This window comes from Paenibacillus sp. FSL K6-1318, from assembly GCF_037976905.1.
GTDB lineage: Bacteria > Bacillota > Bacilli > Paenibacillales > Paenibacillaceae > Paenibacillus > Paenibacillus amylolyticus_A.
Genome location: NZ_CP150270.1, coordinates 2,243,831 through 2,263,539 on the forward strand (window position 1 = coordinate 2,243,831; position 19,709 = coordinate 2,263,539).

At 42.3% G+C, this 19,709-nt stretch carries 14 protein-coding genes, 1 tRNA gene and 1 riboswitch; of the genes, 9 read left to right on the plus strand and 6 right to left on the minus strand.

The annotated features are described in order from the left end of the window. The first annotated feature begins 24 nt into the window (after nucleotides 1–24). Nucleotides 25–243, plus strand: a complete 219-nt coding sequence (locus NYE45_RS10100) for a hypothetical protein (protein ID WP_056700334.1) — start codon at nucleotides 25–27, stop codon at nucleotides 241–243. Between the two features lie 144 nt (nucleotides 244–387). Then, nucleotides 388–717 carry a carboxymuconolactone decarboxylase family protein gene (locus tag NYE45_RS10105; protein ID WP_017689352.1) on the plus strand — a complete coding sequence of 110 codons (330 nt, stop codon included), beginning with the start codon at nucleotides 388–390 and terminating at the stop codon, nucleotides 715–717. A 98-nt stretch (nucleotides 718–815) separates the two neighbouring features. On the opposite strand, the gene NYE45_RS10110 is transcribed toward NYE45_RS10105, so the two are convergent. Further along, nucleotides 816–1,280, minus strand: a complete 465-nt coding sequence (locus tag NYE45_RS10110) for a C40 family peptidase (RefSeq protein WP_062833670.1) — start codon at nucleotides 1,278–1,280, stop codon at nucleotides 816–818. A gap of 5 nt (nucleotides 1,281–1,285) precedes the next feature. Further along, nucleotides 1,286–1,417: riboswitch (cyclic di-AMP (ydaO/yuaA leader) on the minus strand. Between the two features lie 419 nt (nucleotides 1,418–1,836). Between NYE45_RS10110 and pelA the strand changes: the two genes are divergently transcribed. Further along, on the plus strand, nucleotides 1,837–2,799 hold the full coding sequence (gene pelA, locus NYE45_RS10115) for a pectate lyase (protein WP_340016552.1): 963 nt from the start codon (nucleotides 1,837–1,839) through the stop codon (nucleotides 2,797–2,799). A gap of 178 nt (nucleotides 2,800–2,977) precedes the next feature. Further along, a tRNA-Leu gene (locus tag NYE45_RS10120) sits at nucleotides 2,978–3,062 on the plus strand. A gap of 76 nt (nucleotides 3,063–3,138) precedes the next feature. Here NYE45_RS10120 and NYE45_RS10125 read toward each other — a convergent pair. Beyond that, on the minus strand, nucleotides 3,139–4,818 hold the full coding sequence (locus NYE45_RS10125) for a carbohydrate-binding protein (RefSeq protein WP_340016553.1): 1,680 nt from the start codon (nucleotides 4,816–4,818) through the stop codon (nucleotides 3,139–3,141). 423 nt (nucleotides 4,819–5,241) lie between these two features. Here NYE45_RS10125 and NYE45_RS10130 point away from each other — a divergent pair, with 423 nt between their 5' ends. Then, nucleotides 5,242–6,036: a divergent polysaccharide deacetylase family protein gene (locus tag NYE45_RS10130; RefSeq protein WP_340016554.1), complete on the plus strand. Its 795-nt coding sequence runs from the start codon at nucleotides 5,242–5,244 to the stop codon at nucleotides 6,034–6,036. Here NYE45_RS10130 and NYE45_RS10135 read toward each other — a convergent pair. Then, on the minus strand, nucleotides 6,011–6,799 hold the full coding sequence (locus NYE45_RS10135; protein ID WP_340016555.1) for an N-acetylmuramoyl-L-alanine amidase: 789 nt from the start codon (nucleotides 6,797–6,799) through the stop codon (nucleotides 6,011–6,013). The genes NYE45_RS10130 and NYE45_RS10135 overlap by 26 nt on opposite strands. A gap of 195 nt (nucleotides 6,800–6,994) precedes the next feature. On the opposite strand from NYE45_RS10135, the gene NYE45_RS10140 reads away from it, so the two are divergent. After that, complete coding sequence (locus NYE45_RS10140; protein WP_340016556.1) at nucleotides 6,995–7,213, plus strand: YqzE family protein; 219 nt, start codon at nucleotides 6,995–6,997, stop codon at nucleotides 7,211–7,213. A 106-nt stretch (nucleotides 7,214–7,319) separates the two neighbouring features. On the opposite strand, the gene NYE45_RS10145 is transcribed toward NYE45_RS10140, so the two are convergent. From NYE45_RS10145 to NYE45_RS10155, 3 genes are all read right to left on the minus strand, one after another. Beyond that, nucleotides 7,320–8,276 (minus strand): hypothetical protein, encoded by a 957-nt coding sequence (locus NYE45_RS10145; protein WP_340016557.1) that lies wholly within the window; start codon nucleotides 8,274–8,276, stop codon nucleotides 7,320–7,322. 214 nt (nucleotides 8,277–8,490) lie between these two features. Next, entirely contained in the window at nucleotides 8,491–9,666 is a 1,176-nt protein-coding gene (locus NYE45_RS10150) for a YqhG family protein (protein WP_340016558.1), read from the minus strand. A 3-nt stretch (nucleotides 9,667–9,669) separates the two neighbouring features. Further along, entirely contained in the window at nucleotides 9,670–11,430 is a 1,761-nt protein-coding gene (locus NYE45_RS10155; protein WP_340016559.1) for an SNF2-related protein, read from the minus strand. Between the two features lie 335 nt (nucleotides 11,431–11,765). Here NYE45_RS10155 and NYE45_RS10160 point away from each other — a divergent pair, with 335 nt between their 5' ends. The 3 genes from NYE45_RS10160 (at nucleotide 11,766) to NYE45_RS10170 (ending at nucleotide 19,452) form a co-directional block, all read left to right on the plus strand. Further along, a complete protein-coding gene (locus tag NYE45_RS10160; RefSeq protein WP_340016560.1) occupies nucleotides 11,766–14,405 on the plus strand; it encodes an adenosylcobalamin-dependent ribonucleoside-diphosphate reductase in 2,640 nt (879 codons plus the stop codon). Nucleotides 14,406–14,690: 285 nt separating this feature from the next. Then, nucleotides 14,691–18,794, plus strand: a complete 4,104-nt coding sequence (locus tag NYE45_RS10165) for a hypothetical protein (protein WP_340016561.1) — start codon at nucleotides 14,691–14,693, stop codon at nucleotides 18,792–18,794. Between the two features lie 97 nt (nucleotides 18,795–18,891). Next, on the plus strand, nucleotides 18,892–19,452 hold the full coding sequence (locus NYE45_RS10170; protein WP_340016562.1) for a flavin reductase family protein: 561 nt from the start codon (nucleotides 18,892–18,894) through the stop codon (nucleotides 19,450–19,452). Nucleotides 19,453–19,709 lie beyond the last annotated feature (257 nt).

Sequence of the window (19,709 nt, forward strand, 5' to 3'; positions counted from 1 at the left end):
ATTTGGAATATAGGAGCCAAGAACATGATCAGTGATACAGAATTGGATGCCCTGCGTCTGTCAGGTGAGAAAGTAAGAGTAGTACGGGACGAGCTGGAGTCAAACGATGTAACCGGGATTGTGGTTGCCTGGGATGGCGAGCAGGTACTTATCCGGCGGCAAAATCGACGTGTCGTCAAGCTGGATCGCAGTTACCGATATCAGCTGTTCAGCGAGCCGCGCCAGAGTCCACTTAGTGAGTAGCAATCGCTAATAATGTGGCAGAACCATGAGCGTTTATATGTTTGGAATTACCATGATTTCTTGGCATAATTGGCTCACTCGGGAGAGAAAATAGGTACAGTGAGAACGATCTGTAACTATAGCTGAGAGGGTGTGCTACAAGACATGACATTGATGAATGATAAAGTTCATGCCTACAAGGATCAGATTGGAGCATTAAGCGATGTGCTGCCAGGAGTGGTGAAGTCGTATCATGAGTTTACCGGAGAATGCTTTCAGCCTGGCGTGATTGATGCGAAGACAAAACAGCTAATTGCCCTCGGAATAGGACTGTTCGCCAACAATGAGGTGTGTACTTTCTACCATGTAGAAGAAGCTCGTGCCAAGGGTGCAACTGACCAGGAGATCATGGAGACCGTTGCCGTAGCCGGAGCTGTAGGAGGCGGACATGCCCTGTCTCAGGGTGCGATGCGAGTGCAGAAGGCGTTGCATTAAGTCTAGGTAAGGGTAGTACTAGGATTAGTCCATAAATGTCTAATCAAACAAAAGAGGAGGTTCCGGGTGATCCGGAGCCTCCTCTTTCTATATCATACTTACATTTTCCCCAACATTTTATCGTACATAAATTGTCCAGTTACCCGACGTGCTGTCACGTAACGATCATTGAAGTATGGATTCGATAACTTCGTAATACTTACACCTTTACTACTGGAAGCATGTGCAAATTGTCCGCCGCCAATATATACACCTGTATGTGAAATGCCTTTGCCCATCGTATTGAAGAACACCAGATCACCTGTGCGAATGTTACTTTTGGATACCGGAGTACCTGCTTTGGCTTGCTGCTGCGAAGTACGTGGCAATTCAATGCTGTATTTGTTGAAAAGATATCTCATAAACCCGGAACAGTCGAAGCCGGCCAAAGTCGTGCCACCCCACTTGTAAGGTATACCTGTCATGTTGTTCACTACGGAGTTGATACTGCTTGCCTCTGTGCTTGTTGCCCCGGATGTAAATAGTACAGCTGCTCCAAAAATGGAGATTATCAGTTTTTTCAAAATCAATGTTCTCCCTTCGATGCCTACGGAGTTAGCTAAGGGTTCGGTAGAAGGTTCCCTATATTTCCTATGTATAAGAATAATTCACCCAAAATGGTTCCCCCGTTTTCAAACATGAAACTCGGCAATGAATAATTAAGTTTTTGTAACTATTTGAAACTATATTGCATAAATGCGTAATTGTCAAACCCATTTAAACCCCTTCGTAATACCTCAATGTTAGCGGAATTACGGTTTTTATATGAAAGAAGGGATCAAGTTTGGGTATCATTCATGACAAAAACGTCATTATTGATTCGTTTAAGACGATTTTGGACAAATAAATAGGTTTGTCATGAGTTAAAAGAACTATTCCGTAATGTTCAATTTGAGAGATTATATTCATTAAGTTGCATATATTGACAAAAATCGATTTTTTGCATATCATCTTCTTATCCAATCCACATATTGGATGAAAATTGATTTTATTGTGTTATAAATTCAAATAAAGGAGGTTAAGGGACTAATTTTATAAGTAAGGTAGAAGTGGGAGATTTATAAAAACAAACATAGGAGAGTGTTATCTTTGAAAGCAAAAAAAATAGTTACTTTTATTCTGGCATGTACGATGGTCTTCTCAGCAGTTGGTATAGCTGTTCTTCCTGTAACAACGGTATCAGCCGCTGATGCAACAGGTACAACAGCAAGTATATCTGATATTCTGAAGAACCAGCTGCCAGATGGAGGTTGGAGAAAAGACTATAAACAAACAAGTGGAGAATGGGCGAAGTCCACCATTGACAACAAGGCTACATACTCAGAAATTAGAAGATTGGCGAAGGAATTCAAAAAGACCAATGATCCGCGTTACTCCACAGCTGCAATCAAAGGAATTAACTTTTTGATCAACATGCAGTATTCAAACGGCGGATGGCCACAAGTCTATCAAAGCTCGGGATATCACAAACACATCACTTACAATGATGATGCGATGATTAATGTAATGATCATGTTGGATGAAGTAGCAACGCGCAAAGGTGACTTCTCGTTTATCGACAGCACACTTGCTAACCGCAGTAAAAATTCAGTTGCCAAAGGTGTGGATGCGATTCTGAATACACAGGTCGTTTCAGGCGGTAAGCTGACAGCATGGGGACAACAACATGATTCCAGTTCCCTTAAACCAGCAAGCGCAAGAATCTATGAAGTACCATCGCTGACGGCTGGAGAGAGTGTAACGATTGTTAAATTCCTGAAAACCAGACCTGCTAACGCTAAAATTACAGCATCCATTAAAGGAGCTGAAGCTTGGTTTAACAAAGTCAAAATTACGGGTTACAAGTATGAAAGAGCAAACGGAGACAGCAAAATTATCGCTGATTCCAAAGCTGCACCGATCTGGGCTCGCTTCTATGAAGTGGGAACAGATAAACCGATCTTTATTGGTCGTGACGGGGTAGTTAAATACAAACTAAGTGATATTGATAAAGAAAGAAGAGGCGGTTATGCATGGTATGGCAACTGGCCTTCCAAGCTGTAACTCGTAACATGCCTAAGGTTTCATAGAGTTAATCCCTAGTAACGATAAGTAAAGCCCGAATCAGACATGGACGTCTGGCTCGGGCTTTATTGTTATTATTTTCAGTGTTGACATGATAGATTGCACATGATATATTATTTCTTGTCGCCGAGATATATATCACGGAGATATACAATATGCGGTCGTGGCGGAATTGGCAGACGCGCACGGTTCAGGTCCGTGTGGGCTAACCCCCCGTGGAGGTTCGAGTCCTCTCGACCGCATCAAACAAAGGTTCCTCGTTAGGCTAACGCCTTTCGGGGAACCTTTTTGTTTTGTACCATAAAATCGTCTAATAGGTTACTGAGCGGACACGTGGATACTATCGATATTCGGACCTTCAGTACCGGTCGTTACCACTTTAATGGTATTGGTTCCCGAGTTCATGGGCATCTGAATTGTTTTTTCACCCCAGGTAGACCAGCTTCCCGTTGCAGTAAATGGGGTATTGCTGATTACTTTGGTCCCATTTACGAATACATCGAGGTTACGGGTGCCACTTTCCAACGCATAACGAAACTTTACGTTTTTGGTGCCACTTATCGTATTGTTGATGTTATTCCATTGAATGCCCGAGTTCGTCAACGCATTGAAATTAACATATCCTGAGCCTGTGTAGCCAGGATAGATCGTCTCAATTGCAGCATCGGAGAGAGTCGTTCCTGTCTCTGCTTCGTACGTAGTGCCACTCCCCGTATTACCTCCACCGCTGCCCGTAATATTAGCGACAAACGTAGTTACACTTTGAGCAGGGAGTTGAGCAGTAAAGGTTGCATTGGACACCGTAATTGGTGCTCCGCTTGCCAGATTGCGACTGCTATCGGTTACCCATGAGGATACCGTGGAAGCATTACCGTTTTGCAAAACAAATTTCTGACTCGTTGCAGAAGTGCTTCTGTTAATCGCCACAATGACAACCTTGTTATCCCCTTTGTAGGCAGAAACGAATGTGTTCGTATCCGGGTTCTTGGTTGCATCTACTCTAAGATAGCCTGGACGTACAAATTTGGAGAAGTGAGCCATATTATAACCGCGTTTACTAATCGTTCCGTCTTCTTTCATCGGACCATACTGTCTGCGGATGTACCACCATACATAAGCCTGGAAATCACCCTCGACCATAGCACTGTGCATGTGATAGGAAACGTCAAGCGCTTCGGGCCAGCGGTCTGCTGAGTTACTATCGCTATTCGGATAATAGACTTCAGTCATCCAGAGTTCTTTACCGGCTCCTTTTTGCTTGAAGAGCGGATATGCGAAATCTTTGATCTGGGTCCCGTACGTGTGTGCTCCCAGAATGTCCATATTAGCGAGCGCCTGCGGGTCATTCAGAATTGGGTCAGATATGTTTTTGAGATACTGGAAGGATTCGGGTGCCATCACTTTTGTGCCTTGAATGGAGCCTGCATTTTCTTTCATAAAACGGAGGATTTCCTGAGGCGTCCACCAGGTCCAGTCATGTGCATAGTCCGGCTCATTTTGTACCGAAATGGCATACAGGTCCACGCCGTTATTTTTCATGTAGGTTACAAAGTCATTAAGATGCTGTGCATATGCAGTATACTTGTCGTACTTTAGGCGTTTTGCATTGGTATCTCCATTGCGGTTAAAGGTTTCAACCATGTCGCTCGGAGGATTCCATGGGGATGCAAATACGATAGCACCCTTTTCAATAGCACGTTTGGCTGTGGCAACCTCACGTGACCAGTTATTTCGGTCTGGATCAACGTAGATTCTGAGTACAGAAAAGCCTAACTGGTTCTGATCATTGCCAAAAGCAGTTTCTCGTTGCGCTGCTGTCAAGTCACCGATCCATGCCGGATGGTTGATACCACCAAAACCGCGAATGAGTTGTTTTTCAGAAGATAAATTAATGGTGGCATCACTTGCTGCCGAAACTTGTGTAGGACTGAGCATGAGAGGTAGAGCTGTTAAGCAGGCCAATAAAACGTTAATCGTCTTTTTTAATTTGAATTTCACTACTTTCATCCTCCTCAAATAGCAAATAGTAAAATAGCTGATGGTCTGGCATTTTATTTATGTAAACCCTTTCAAAACCTCCTTCCTTAAATCATAGGAAAATATAAAGCACTTTAGCTTCTTTCAATTGTTGATTCTACTAAATTATTCCTGAACTGAAAACCTGACAAATTACAGTATTTTTTCTAATTTATTTCTATTATCGATATATTCAATGACGGTTCTTGTCTGAAAAGAAGAAGGCCGAATGGAAAAACGATGCTCATTTGAAAGTGGAGTTGTCCAGTGGGGGATGTCGATATTTAAGGAAGGCTTTGGCTTACATATAACTCCCTTCATTATCAAACAATGAGAACACAGATCTACGGGGAGGGAATCATGATGAAGGAAAAGAGAAAGCATTATCGATTTTTGGCCAGTTGCATGACATTTTTGATTGTGATCTACGTCGGTGTTTCGGCAGGAGGGTCTACAGCCGCAGCTTCTGAGTCCCCATCGAATCATAAACGGTTAGCGATCATCATTGATGACGTTGGTAACGATATGAAGGGAACGACAGAGATTCTGGCAATGCCAGTCAAACTGACGGTAGCGGTGATGCCATTTTTGCCAACAACGAAGAAAGATGCGATCGCTGCACATGAAAAGGGAATGGATGTGATCGTACACATGCCCATGGAACCCAAGAAAGGAAGACCTGAGTGGCTGGGCCCGGGTGCAATCACATCCAATCTAACCGATGAAGAAGTACGGGAACGCGTGGAGAAAGCGATTGATGATGTACCCCACGCCATTGGCATGAACAATCATATGGGTTCTAAAATCACTTCCGACAAACGCATCATGTCGATTGTGCTTGATGTATGCAAGGAGCGAGGCCTCTTTTTTGTAGACAGCCGTACGAATTTTCGCTCCGTGGTAGGAGAACTTGCGATATCCAAAAATATGCCACCTGTAGGTAATGACGTTTTTCTGGATGATCAAAACTCCAAGCAGCACATTCGCAAGCAAATGGATCTGGCTGTTCAGCGCGCAATTGACAAGAATATTTGTGTTGTCATTGGTCATGTGGGCCAAACGGGGTTAAACACATCTGCTGTGGTTCGTGATTCCGTTTCCCGTCTCCAGGGTCAGGTTGAGTTTGTGGGTATAGGTGATCTGGTACGCGAAGTGTGGAACTGGCATGCTGCTCCTACACTACCGACAGGTAATAAATAATGCCGTTGGCAATGGATTGGGCGATTCGTTTTTGCTCAGCGGGATCACTCATTCTGGCACGATCTGCCGCATTACTCAAAAATCCGGTTTCGACAATGACGGCAGGTTGCTTCACGTAATTCAATAAATAAAAGGGCTTGCCCCATACGACACCATGTCCAGTCCGATACAATTCGTTCATGGCGTTCTGAATGGATTGGGCTAGCAAGTAGCTCCTGCCTTCCTTCTGGTGCAGTACCACGGGGCCGTGTGCAGATGATCTGGGACTCCAGTTCGCATGAATACTGACTACGATATCTGTACTCACTTCTTCGCTGAGGCTTTTACGCTGGGCAAGATCCCGGGTATGACGGGAGCGGCTGTTCAGCCAGCGGTTCTCATCACTAAGTGCATAATCCCCAAGTCGGTTGATGATAACGGCATAACCTTTGCTGCGAAGCAGGAGATACACCTTTTGGCTAATGGCGAGGTTAATATCTTTTTCCAGCACACCTTGGGCTGACGTTCCACCGTCAATTCCTCCATGGCCTACGTCAAGCAGGATAACCGGGGCTGCAAAGGCATGATGGCTGGAACGATAAGCATCTCCATCGGTCACCGGCAGCATGGATGGACTGTTCTGGGACGGAGTGGACTGAGCTGAACTTTGAGATACGGCAAAATCAAGATAGGCTGCTTTTCCATGAGCGACATGGTGGGGCAGGATGGGGAGGCAATGGAAGCTGATTAGCAACGCCACCGAAGCGGTCAGCAGCTTATACATGGGAATACACACTCCTTCATGAAATAGGTATCGGATGCAGTTTAATGACTGTATGGATACCTTTGGCATTAGACTGTGCATTCTGAGGGTTTTCATACTTCTTTCAACAAAAAAATGTTTAACCATTGCACATCCTGCACACAATAGAACTATCGTAAGCTCCGTGAATGAGCAGGAGCGAAGGAGGCAGAGGTTATGGCCAAAAGTGATGAGTTGGTAAAATACATTACGCAGCGTGTTGTTCATTATATCGATACACCCAAGGATGAGCGGAAAGGCCGCGCCAAAAAGAAAGAGCCGTGGGCAATGAAATGGTTCGGTATGATTCCGTTTGCTGTATCCCTGTGGGTGGGGAAAAAGGAAAAAGCATTGGAGTCACAGCCTCATAAACGAAGTTCTTCGGGCAAAGGGTGACTACCGCTAACCTGATTTCGCTAATGTAAAACCAAAAGAAAGACGCAGTCCCTTTGAAACATGGGAAGGCGTCTTATTTGTTGTTGTCTTAAGAATTTCCTGTTGATCAAGGCTTCACGATGTAAAAATGACCATCTTGTTGCAATGTGCTCAAAGGCACAAAGCGTTGAATGGACGTATTGCCGCCAATCGCTATATACGGAATGGACTCTGAATCCTGATCGCTATGCCATAGCTGATAACCGCTAACCGGTAAAGGACCGCCGTACATGACATTACGATGATCTGCTGAGAAAACAATCTCTTGATTCTTTTCATGCTGTATCACATCTTGTACACGGTCAGTAGGAATAGGCTTGGATGTAATCCACAACAGATTGTCAGCTGGATTGAATACAGGTCGCAGATGCAGTGGATCAACTGATAAAGATGAAGTTGTGGATAAATCAGTTATGCTGGCAGAGACCTGTTTGGACTCAGTCTCTAGCCGGTCCAGGAACTCTGACGGTAATACATCTCCGTTCGTAGCATCAATATAAAGTGCCTGATGATTCCGTTGTTCCACTTTCCAATAAGCCAGCAGGGGGAGAGCATAACGAAGATGAAGCTCTCCTCCGCTAGCAAGTAACGTCTCAAGGTTGACAGCTTGTCGATCCAAGGCTTGTCCAAGAAGTTCACTGTTGTACGGTGAGGACTCTCCTTGACCATATTCACTAAGCAGCAGCTGTCCCTGATCTGTGGCGGTGATAATCATATAACCGATCGGTTTGCCTTCAAACTCAGCTTGCACGAGCCAGCTATGTGTACCCGGACCCAGAGGGTAGAAGTCCAGTTCGGCGTTCTTCCAATGTGCTTCGGCGTTAGCCGTACCAAGTGCAACAGCTTGTTGCTCTGCAAACCGTTGTACAGCTGTGGGAGCTAATTTGTCATTCGCAGAGGCAAGATGTTTGGTACTGTCACCTGTTGGCGATGCGAGCACGAGTGAGGTTATTTTTTGTTGTTCAGCATTTGCAATCGACCATAAGGAGAATAGGGCAACACAACTGAGTAAGCCCAAGGTCATACATGTTGTTCTCCGAACACTGTTCCATCGTATATGAGAGAATCGTTTCAAGTTAACACCTTCTTTTCCATTATCCATTGCCTGGTCGGTCCTAATTTCATTCTAGGGGACAGGCTATGCAAAGGTTGCTGCAACCTGTCGGGCGGCTGATCATGAATAAACACTACTTTTGCCAGCATTTGCAGGAAAAGTAGTGTCTTCGTCTATCTTTCGTCTATCTTAAGTGAAACATGCCGCTACTAATCGCAGTCACTTTCACTTTGGGCTCATATTGCCAGATCATTTCGGTTCGGCGTGTCTCATATTGCAGTTTCATGGCTTCACGATCGATAACCGCCTGTTTCGCTTTCTCTTCTTCGGCATCTGTCTCGGTGTCGATCTGTAATGCGGCCTCTGCCGCCAGTTCTACATCTGCTCCAATGGGTTCAGCGTTAGTTAATGCAATAACGGGTCTCAGGGGTACAGGTGTCGTGCGATCAGAATGTCCGGTCTCTGTGCCGGAGGTTAAGTTCTCCGTGGATTCTACTTCAGGCATATCTTCCCGGAGTACCGCTTCATAGTATGTGTCCAACACGTCCAGCTCCAGATCAAGTCGCTCTTGAGCTTTCTCTGCCCAGCTGTAATCGAGTTTCTGCAAGCGATTCGTCAAATGAGATTCCAAAGCAGCCCCTGCATCGGATAACGAAACTTTAGCTGTCTGCACATGCATGTTCTCCGCGAGCCTCGGACTGAGGTCACGTCGATTCAGCTTCGTGCCGAATTTCTCTATAATTTCACCTGAGCGAAGGGAGATGCCGAGAAAATGCAGTTCCTCCCGTTTCAAGTCACAGGCAAATTCAACTTTGAAACAGACACCGAGCCAAGGTTCATATACGGCTGGCGCTGTAGCGCGCAATTGCCGTTGGGCTGCCTGTTCGAACAGATTTACGAAGGCACCGCCTTCACGGGCTGCACCGAAAATCTGTTGAAGCCTGCGACTGCCGTACACCACATCTTCACGCAATATACGCCCTGGTCCCAGCTGGGGCAGAGATGGCGTGATGCCGAAGTAACGACCCAGAATGGTATCCTTCGGTGGCTCACTTGGGGTATTTCCGTTGGTTGCACCATTCGTACCCGCAGGTGATGTTTGCGCCGCTTTGGCTTCTACTGCTTCAATGGCCTGCTGATAGCTGTCAGGATCGAATATAAATGTGAAAGACATGGTCTCAGCTGGTGCTCCGGTTCGCTCCACAAACCCCCAATAATAGGGGCGGTTCGTCAACGCTTTGTCCGCTTCAGGCGAGAGTTTGACCGTCACATGGGCAGGGGAACGCTCCATAATCTGACAATCAAGTGATTCCAGATAGGTCAGAACATAAGCCTGCACTTCATGGGGGGACATGGTCATGGATCAGCTACCTCCTTTGCGAAGATCTAACCCGGATACAGCAGGGCCCTCATCCGCGACTTCACGCTGAATGGAGCTCAGCGATTGTCCAAGTGAATCCATCTTGCGGCGAATATCTTCTTCATTTTGTGATTCCAGCATGATTTTGTACAAACTTTTCTCAATAGACTCCTTTTTCTCCAGCCGTTCCAGAATGACATCCAGCCCGCCGATCACCATCTCGAACATATTGATCTTCTCATGCAGCAGATTCAGAATGTGTTCCTCTATGGTTCCGGTTGTGGACAGGTTGAAAATGTTCACGTCATTCTGCTGTCCCAGCCGATGCACCCGACCGATCCGCTGCTCTACCCTCATAGGGTTCCAAGGCAGATCGAAGTTGATCATATGGTGACAAAATTGCAGATTAATGCCCTCACCACCCGCTTCGGTTGCAATCATGGCCTGCACACGCCCGCGGAAGAGATCCATCATCCAGTCTTTTTTGCCCCGATTCATGCCACCCCGATAGGGGACAGCCGTAAGCCCGTTGTTGCGGAAATAGTTTAGCAGATACTCCTGCGTGGCCCGATATTCGGTGAAGATAATCACTTTCTCATTCATGTTCCGAACCAGTTCCATCGTTTTCTCGGCTTTGGTATTCTCCTTGATCGCTTTAATATGGGCAACGAGTTCCCAAATCTTGTCCCGAAGGGGCGAATCCAGCGGAAGTTTCTTCGACAGATTCACCAGTGTTACGAATACAGCATCCCGACTGCTGCACACTTCCCGTTGTAATGTGACAAGGGAGAGCATGCTGCTCAGGTTGCCTCCGGCTTCCTGGTACTGGTCTTTAACAAAGGAAGTCACGCCATCGTACAACGCCTGTTCTTCAGGCGATAGTTGCAGATTCACATTGGAGACGTTTCGTTTGGTAAATTGAACGGGGCCTTCGCCTCGGCGGTTGCGAATCATGACTTTGGATAACTCGTTCTTAAGCTGTTCCTGATTTTTCGGAACCCGCTTGTCGACGACAAAGTTGGCTGCAAAGTCACCCTGACGACCCAGCTGACCCGGCTTCAGCAGGTTGATCAGATTGAACAACTCACTCATATCGTTCTGCACAGGTGTAGCTGTGAGCAGCAGGCAATACTTTTTGCGCAATTTCAGCATGAATTGATAGTTGGTTGTTTTCTTATTTTTGAGCTTGTGGGCCTCATCAATAATGATCATGTCGTAATCGGTATTTAGCAGCATATCTTTATGCGGATCACGTTTGGCTGTATCCATGGAAGCAACAACTACTTCATTCTGCCAGGAGTAGGCCTTTTTCTGGGCAATGGCAGGGATGCCGAATTTCGAATTCAACTCTCGTACCCATTGCAACACAAGAGAGGCTGGCACGAGAATGAGTACCTTGGATACGAGACCCCGAACCATATATTCTTTCAGAATGAGACCGGCTTCAATGGTTTTGCCCAGACCCACCTCATCGGCGAGAATGGCCCGGCCTGACATTTCAAATAATACTCTGCGAGCAGTGTCCATCTGGTGAGGGAGTGGGGTAAGGCCTTGTAGATGCTTGAGACATTGGATCTCGTCAAAATTGGGAATCAGGTTGGTCTCTTCGGCTTGAATGCCCAGTTGGAAGAGTCGATAATCTCCCCAAGGACCTCCTTTATCCAGTCGTGATTCCAACTGATTGATCCAGCTCCGATCAAATTCCAACGGAACAGGCAGCTCGGCTACAGGTTGATTTGTGTGGTGCGGGTTTTTCCGGTTCATGTTGCTTCCTCCCCTGCCATACGTGATGACGTTTTATTCGTAGGTAATAGTATGGACGAATGAGAGTCAGTTCATAACTCAACCTTCCGATCGCTGTTATCCCCAGATTTTTTCTGTCCCAAAAAATTCACAGATGTCGTATTCATGCGTATGAGGGTGTGTGAAGAAGTTTGTCCGAGCAGGGGAGTCTATGAAGATGGACTATGATAAAAGTTGCATGGAAAATCAATATATGGTGTTATATACTGATTTAATATCACTATATGTGGTGTTTCATCATATTTTAGTTGTATAGTGAAAATGTAGCTGTTATTCCGGGGAGGTTGAATGTAGCGATGAAATCAAACCAACGATCGTACCAATTAGAAGGACTCAGCGAAAAAATATTTCTGGACCGATACGCCTGGAAGGACGCTGATTCGAATCATGCCAAGGTCGGGGATGTTGTATTGGTATTAACGAAGGATGATCCCAAGTTCCCAACCAAGGAAGTGGGCGAAATCATTGAACGTCAGGGTCAGCTCGTACAAGTGAGGACTCGAAGCGGAGAGTTGATCGAGACAAACGTGGAGAAACTGACACTCAATATAGAGAAAACACCGGAAGAGATGTGGAGCCGTCTTGCCAAAGCGATGGCTTCTGTCGAATCCACAGCTGATCAGCGTGCAACGTGGGAGTCCAAGTTCCGCTCCGTGTTGGAAGATTGGAAGTTAGTACCCGGAGGCCGCATTGCTGCGGGTGCGGGGGCAAGCGATGAGCTGACACTCTTCAATTGTTATGTCATTCCGTCTCCGCAAGACAGTCGGGGTGGCATCATGAGAACCTTGACCGAAATGACGGAGATTATGGCACGAGGGGGAGGCGTTGGCATTAATTTGTCCTCTTTGCGTCCTCGCCGGGCGGTGGTCAAAGGTGTCAACGGATCATCCAGCGGTTCCGTATCGTGGGGTGGCTTGTTCAGTTATACGACTGGACTGATTGAACAGGGAGGAAGCCGCCGGGGTGCGCTCATGCTCATGATGAATGACTGGCATCCGGATGTGCTTGATTTTATTACCGTGAAACAAACGATGGGGCAGGTGACCAATGCCAATCTGTCTGTATGTGTGAGCAACGCATTTATGGAGGCTGTCAAGCACGACGGAGACTGGGATTTGGTTTTCCCCGATACGAACGATCCGGATTATGACACTGATTGGAACGGGGATATGCAGCAATGGAAAGCCGCAGGTCATTCGGTGGTGCACTATCGTACACTGAAGGCTCGCGAAATCTGGCATACCATTATTGAATCAGCCTGGAAATCGGCAGAGCCTGGTGTGGTATTTATGGAGTACTATAACCAGATGTCCAACAGCTGGTACTTCAATCCGATCATCTGTACTAATCCTTGCGCGGAACAAGGCCTGCCTGGCTGGGGTGTATGTAATCTGTCAGCAATTAATTTGTCCAAATTCTACGATGAAACAAATCATGATGTGGCATGGGATGAACTGGCAGAAACCACTCGTATCTCGGCTAGATTTTTGGACAATGTCATCGATGCAACACCATATCATTTTGAGGAAAATAGACTGAATCAGCAGCGTGAACGCCGGGTTGGGCTTGGCACAATGGGACTGGCAGAGCTGATGATTAAGCTGCGTATACGATACGGCAGTCCTGAATCCCTTGAATTTCTGGATAAACTGTATGGATTCATGGCAAAGGAGGCCTATCTGGCATCAGTAGAGATTGCAGCAGAGAAGGGTGCTTTCCCAGCATTTGAAGCTGAACCGTACTTACAGAGTGGATTTATGAAAAACATGGTTGCGACCTACCCTGAAGTGGGGGAGGCCATTCGTAAAAAGGGCATTCGAAATGTCACACTGATCACACAAGCGCCAACGGGCAGTACAGGTACGATGGTGGGCACATCAACAGGTATTGAGCCGTATTTCGCCTTCAAGTATTTCCGTCAAAGCCGTCTAGGTTATGATGAACAGTTCGTACCGATTGCACAAGATTGGCTGGATGAACATCCGGGTGAAGCTTTACCCGACTATTATGTGACGGCGATGGATCTGTCGGCTGAGAATCATATCCGCGTGCAGGCAACGATTCAGCAATGGGTGGATAGCTCCATCTCGAAGACGGCCAACTGTCCGGCTGATTTTACGGTAGAGGATACAGCTGAGCTGTACGAACTGGCCTTCGATCTTGGCTGCAAGGGAGTAACGATATATCGCGACGGCAGCAGGGATGTGCAGGTGTTGTCCACGTCGAAGAAGGAAGAGACCAAGGCTGGAGAGCAGAACACGGCGGAAGCTGAAGAGAAGACAGTCGTATCTGCAATAGAAAACCCGAATAATGCGGAAGGGCAGGCAAGTGATGGAACTTCCAATAGCCAGGTTGGGGTTAGAACGCATTCTTCCGATCAAATCCCTTCCTCTTCTACAGTGCTGGATAAGCAATACAGAAGCCGTCCTCAGGTACTGCGCGGTGCGACATACAAAATCAATACGCCATTCGGGATGGCTTACATTACGATCAATGATCTGGAGGGAACGCCGGGAGAAATCTTCCTGAACGTGGGCAAAGCAGGATCGGACGTATTTGCCATGGCTGAGGCCCTCGGTCGGGTATGCTCACTGTTTCTGCGATACGGAGATCATGGGCACAAGGTGGAACTGCTGATCAAACATCTCAAGGGTATCGGCGGTACGGGTGCGATTGGTTTCGGAGCTAACCGGGTGGAATCGATTGCTGATGCAGTCGCCAAAGCATTGGAAAGTCATGTACAGAGCAATGTGCAGGAGAATGAAACTGGAGCTTTACAAGAACAGAACCAAGTGAAGAGCGCATATCCACAAGTGGAGGATCAGAAAAACTTTACCGAATCGAGAGATTTATGTCCTTCATGCGGCTCGGCATCCCTGATGAATGTGGAAGGATGCAAAACATGCAGCAACTGTGGGTACAGTAAATGCAATTAAATCTCAACTAGAACGACAATTAACGACATATATTTTGTTTTGGTTATGGTACTGTAGTTTGGTAATTAATCGAAATACAGTACCATAACTTGATATTTTACATAATGGTCTAATATTTTATTGGGTTATAAATAAAGGTTAGCTAATCTCAAATACTTAATGGGATAAATACAACTTACTTAGTTATTCTCGTGTATCAACTCTGTAAATCACGTTGATACAACTATTCTATATGAACCATTTAAATATGAAGCTCGTTTGATATTGAAGTTTTAGGAGGATTTTATGTTTGAAGTAAACTGGAACAAATTTAATATTAAAAATGCTGATAAAGAAGAGGCGTTTGAAAGAATGTGTAGGCACTTATTTATGCGTAAATTTAAAATAAGCGGGTATGAATTTTCTGTAAATTATAATCAGACAGGTCTTGAAACAGAACCTGTAAAATCAGGTGAAAAATTCTATGGGTTTCAATGTAAATATTCTACAAGTCATAATTCGACTTTATTTTATGACCAAGTATATAATTCATTGAAAAAAGCTTTCACTCTCTATGAGGGAAAACTAGATGAGATCTATATCTATTCGAATCTAAATATTAAACCAGAATGTACAAGCGAAGAACTGTCAAATGATAAATTAACAACATCAAGAGTTATGATTCAAAAGGAAGCTAGAAGAATGAATATAACTATACATTGGATAAAGGAAGAAAACTTTACCCATATACTTAATGAAGTTGAGAATCATGATATATATCGTATGTATTTTTCTTCGCAAAATGAAATTGCATTTATTGATTCTTCCGTAACAGTTGAAGAAAAAACTTTTTTGAAATCAAACTCTTTTTTGGAAATATCTATTAATGGCTTTGAGTATACACAGATTGAGAAGGAAATTCTAAAAAACAATTTCAGTGTTATTCTGGGATATGCCGGTACTGGAAAGACAGAAATATTAAAGAAAATTTATGTGTGTAGTTCGGAAAAATTTTTAGAAAACTACTCCCAAAATAATAAAGTTTCAATTGAATCTATTCCTATACCTATATATATCAGATTAAGAGAATGTGTAATGGGTGATTTAGAATCACTTATTAGAAACAGATTGAAAGATTATTCAATTCCTTTTGGTGATAATGGACAAAAATGCTTATATATTTTTGACGGGCTAGATGAAATTAGTATTTCAGATGTTGATAAAACTATTTCTTTTATTAAAATGTTAAAAAGAAGAAAAAATACTGAAAATATCATTGTGTCTTCAAGACTAAATTCTCCTAACTTGACGTTCTTATATAGGGAAATGGATCCGAAAGTTTACCAAATTGATGCTTTAAATCATGAATTTATTGATAAATACTTTGTTGCTAAAGCAGTACAGTCTAAAAGCGAAAAATATGAAAGTGTCAAAAGTAAGATCAAGAGTTTGCTAATAGAGATTGATGACATATTTTCAGTGAATTTATTATGGGAGTATATTGAAAATGTTGATGACTCTACAACTAAAATTGATTTGATTTCTCATACTTTTTATAGCTTATTGAATAGTTCTAAAAAAATAAAAAATTTGAATTTGCCTGAAGTGAAGATTACTAGTATAGAGGAAATACTTCAAGAAGTCTCCTATTTTTTACAGTTAAATAACAGCCTCAATTTAACCGTAAATGATTTTCAGAATATTATTAGTACGTTGTATAGCAAGCTCACATACTATGAAATAGATTCGATAATTAATTCTCTAACTGAATTGTTTTTTGATGTAGCCCATGGTGAGAAAATTCAAATTAGATATTCATTTAAGCATAAACGTTTTCATGAGTACTTTCTGTATAAGAAAATAAAACATAATTTTTATAATGATCCATTTTTATTGAGAGATTTGGGCTTGTTTCCAGACAAAGACTTTGTACTCAATATTTTTCTTTTCCAAGAATTGAAAGAAAGCATTCGAAATAGAGATATTCTCAAGAACTTGTCTCTACGTTTCTTTGAAGCTTACTTAGGGAGAGATTACTGGTACTATTTTGAAAATGGATTAATTGGCCAGAGGAGTGATTATGGTGTTGGTGATGAAAGCTATCTACAATCAGACAAATTAGTAGATGTCATTTGCACTAAAGAATACAAAGATCTAAAATCGTTTATCAATAACCAAGGAATCGGGATTAAATCATTTCTTTCTCAAAATAATTATTGGGATTTCATTAAAAAATATATTCTTCGTCAGAATGTAGATATTCGTTTATTCCTAAAAGCGGAATACAATTTAAGTGATGATTTTGAAGAAGAGGCTTATAAATTGAATCCTTGTGCATTTTGGTTTTACAAATGCAAACAAGATAAAGCTTCATTCAAAAAAATATATACTAATGTGATTAGTAAATTTAATCTTGAAAATGTTGACTCTGAGCTAAATTATCTATATAGACAAAATAGTGCGATGAAAACTTCTGGTTATTTCGAAATAGGTCTCGAATTTTACGTGGATCAATTGGAGAAAATTATACCTGAACTAGGTAACGATCTTCTAGAGGTATTATGCTTTACACTTCTAAGAACCCAAAATATATACTATTTATATGGAGAAACGCTTCAAAAACTAAGGAACATTTTGAAAGAGAGACTCAATAGTTCTACAAAACCAAGCTATAAGCTCAATTCAATTATTGTTCATAATTTGTTAGCTGGAAGTAGAACTGAAGATAATAAATTTTTGATGGAAAGATTCAATGAAGTAAATAAAAATCATTACGGAACATGGGAACGTAATCTTGAGGCTAATAGCTATATTACGATTTTGTTAGAGAATGAGGAGAGACTATGTTCTCGTGAATATGCTCTCGGTGTTGAGATCAGAAAAACTATTATTGATTTTCATACAACCAAATCGGGTGCTCTGGAATTAATCATAGATTGTGTGAAAAAATATAATTTCATTTATGATAATAGGTTTTCTTATAACAATTCTCAACTGATAGGAGAGATAATATCTAGATTTGAGTTTGATGAGAATCAGCTTAAAAAATTCATAAAAAATTTGCTGGACTATAAAAGTGTGATTTCTATAACAACAGTTCTATACAATGTATTTCTAAGGAATAAAACCTTGTTTAAAAGTATAACCAACATCAAAATGTTAGTTAATATCAATGAAGAAGAACTAAAGAACCTATCCTATTATGATATTAACACCGATAGTAATTATCTTTTTGCAGCAATGATGTCCTGCTTCGATATGTCAAAAGCTGACGAGTTTTTGCTAAAAGCAATCAATAACAGTATCTATAGACCTGCTTTCAGAAAAGACGATATCATATCATATTTACTACCAAGGTGTATTTTTTTAGGACATCAAAGTAATTGGTTTGATGAGTATGAATTAAAAGTTTTGCTAAATGACACGTATTCAATGTTAACGATTATGAAATCAACAACTGATCAAGGAGGAAATCTTGAATATTTTAAATACGTTTTAGAACTATGTATTCCCGATTCGCCTATATTAAATGATATTTATAACGTAATATCAGTTGATATATTTAGTCATTTTGAAACAGATTCACCTACAGTAGATTTGAAAAACATCTCGCTTAGTGAGTTGAATGAGTACTATAGTTGTAAAATTCATGGGATAAATTATTCTAAAATTAACACATGGAAAACTCTTGTGGAGATTGAAAAATCTGTGGATAGTGAATTGACACAGATCTTTGAAGTATTGAAAAAAGCGTCTTTCCCTGAACAACATGGTGGTAAAATTAATAACTATTTTCACATAGTCACATCTGCACTATTAGATGATGATAGTACAAAAGAGCAAATTATTACTTTTATATTAAAACAAGGTGGAAGATATGGTCTAATCAATATGATTTCTGCATTTTCCATCCTTGGAAAAGATGATCTGGCTCGAAAATATATCCATCAATTATTTTTATTATGTAAGGCGCTAGTATATCCTAACAAGGACTATTATTTAGTTAATCAGCTTCAAGAAAACGAAATATCTGAAATAAACAATTTAGTTGTCAATAGTAAGAAACTTGAATGGATATCACATGATGAGAAACAAGAAATGATTTATCTAAAAAATCCAAATATCAAAATTATTTGGTTCGAAATTGATAAAGATTACCCATTTGATGAGCCGTGGGCAACAAAGCACCCTGATTCTAATGCATTTAAAGTTGATTATACAATAGTGAACAATGGAATAAATATAGACAGTTTTTCATTAGTTTATGTGGATGGATATCGTGCGTTATTACCTCTGCCACAAAACAATACTAATGTAATCCGGAGAAAAAATTATCGACTTAGCCTTTTGTTTAACGATGAGAAAATTCTGCATAATTATATTAAAAGAAGTGGGTTAATTGTCGAATAATGAATATTTTAATTAATTTTTTATACCAAGAGATGAAAATAACTATATTTTATTATCCTGTTATTTTTCTCATCCAAATTAAAAAGGAGGGGATTAGATGCGTCAGCCGATAGAAGAACCTATATTTTATTCTTATCCTGGAATGGTAGCGGTGGTGACTTCACGTCATGAGGGAGTCCAGAATGTGATGGCGTCCGGATGGCATACATACATCGGATCATCACCAGGCGTATATGGCATCTCCCTTCGTAAGGAAACATACTCCTATGAACTCATCGAGAAGAGTGGCGTATTCGGTGTTCATTTCCTGCCGGGTCATCGATCGGAGTGGATTCAAGCTGCAGGAACGTTCAGTGGAAGAGATACGGATAAATTCACAAGATTCGGCATTCCATATGAGGAAGGAATCATGGTAAGTGTACCCATTTTGACAGACGCTTATTTTGCTTATGAATGCAAGGTTATGGACATGACGACATATGGTGACCATGAATGGATTGCAGGCGAAGTGTTGCAGCGATATCAGGATCAGAAATACATTCTGGAGAATGGAATGGTTGATCTGGAGAAGTTGCAAATCCCAATGTACACAGGGCGTTCAGCATACCGGATCATGGATGCGAGGACAGAAGAAAAGATTCACCCGTTCCACCTCTAGGGTCCTAGGCAAGAAGAAGCAATTATGAGCAAAACTTTCAATCCGGTCTGACATAGGTTTATAATGGATATTGGCTGCTGAGCAAGTCGGCAGCCTTTTGTTATGAATTCAATTGTTTCAATCGATGTGTGCGTGGGTATGCTGGTTTGCGCAAGCGGGACAGGTAATTTTAGCCACTCGATGAAAAGTACTATATTTAACGACAAAATTAGAGTATGATTTTACAGCTATATGAGCTGGCAGGAAAGGTTACATCG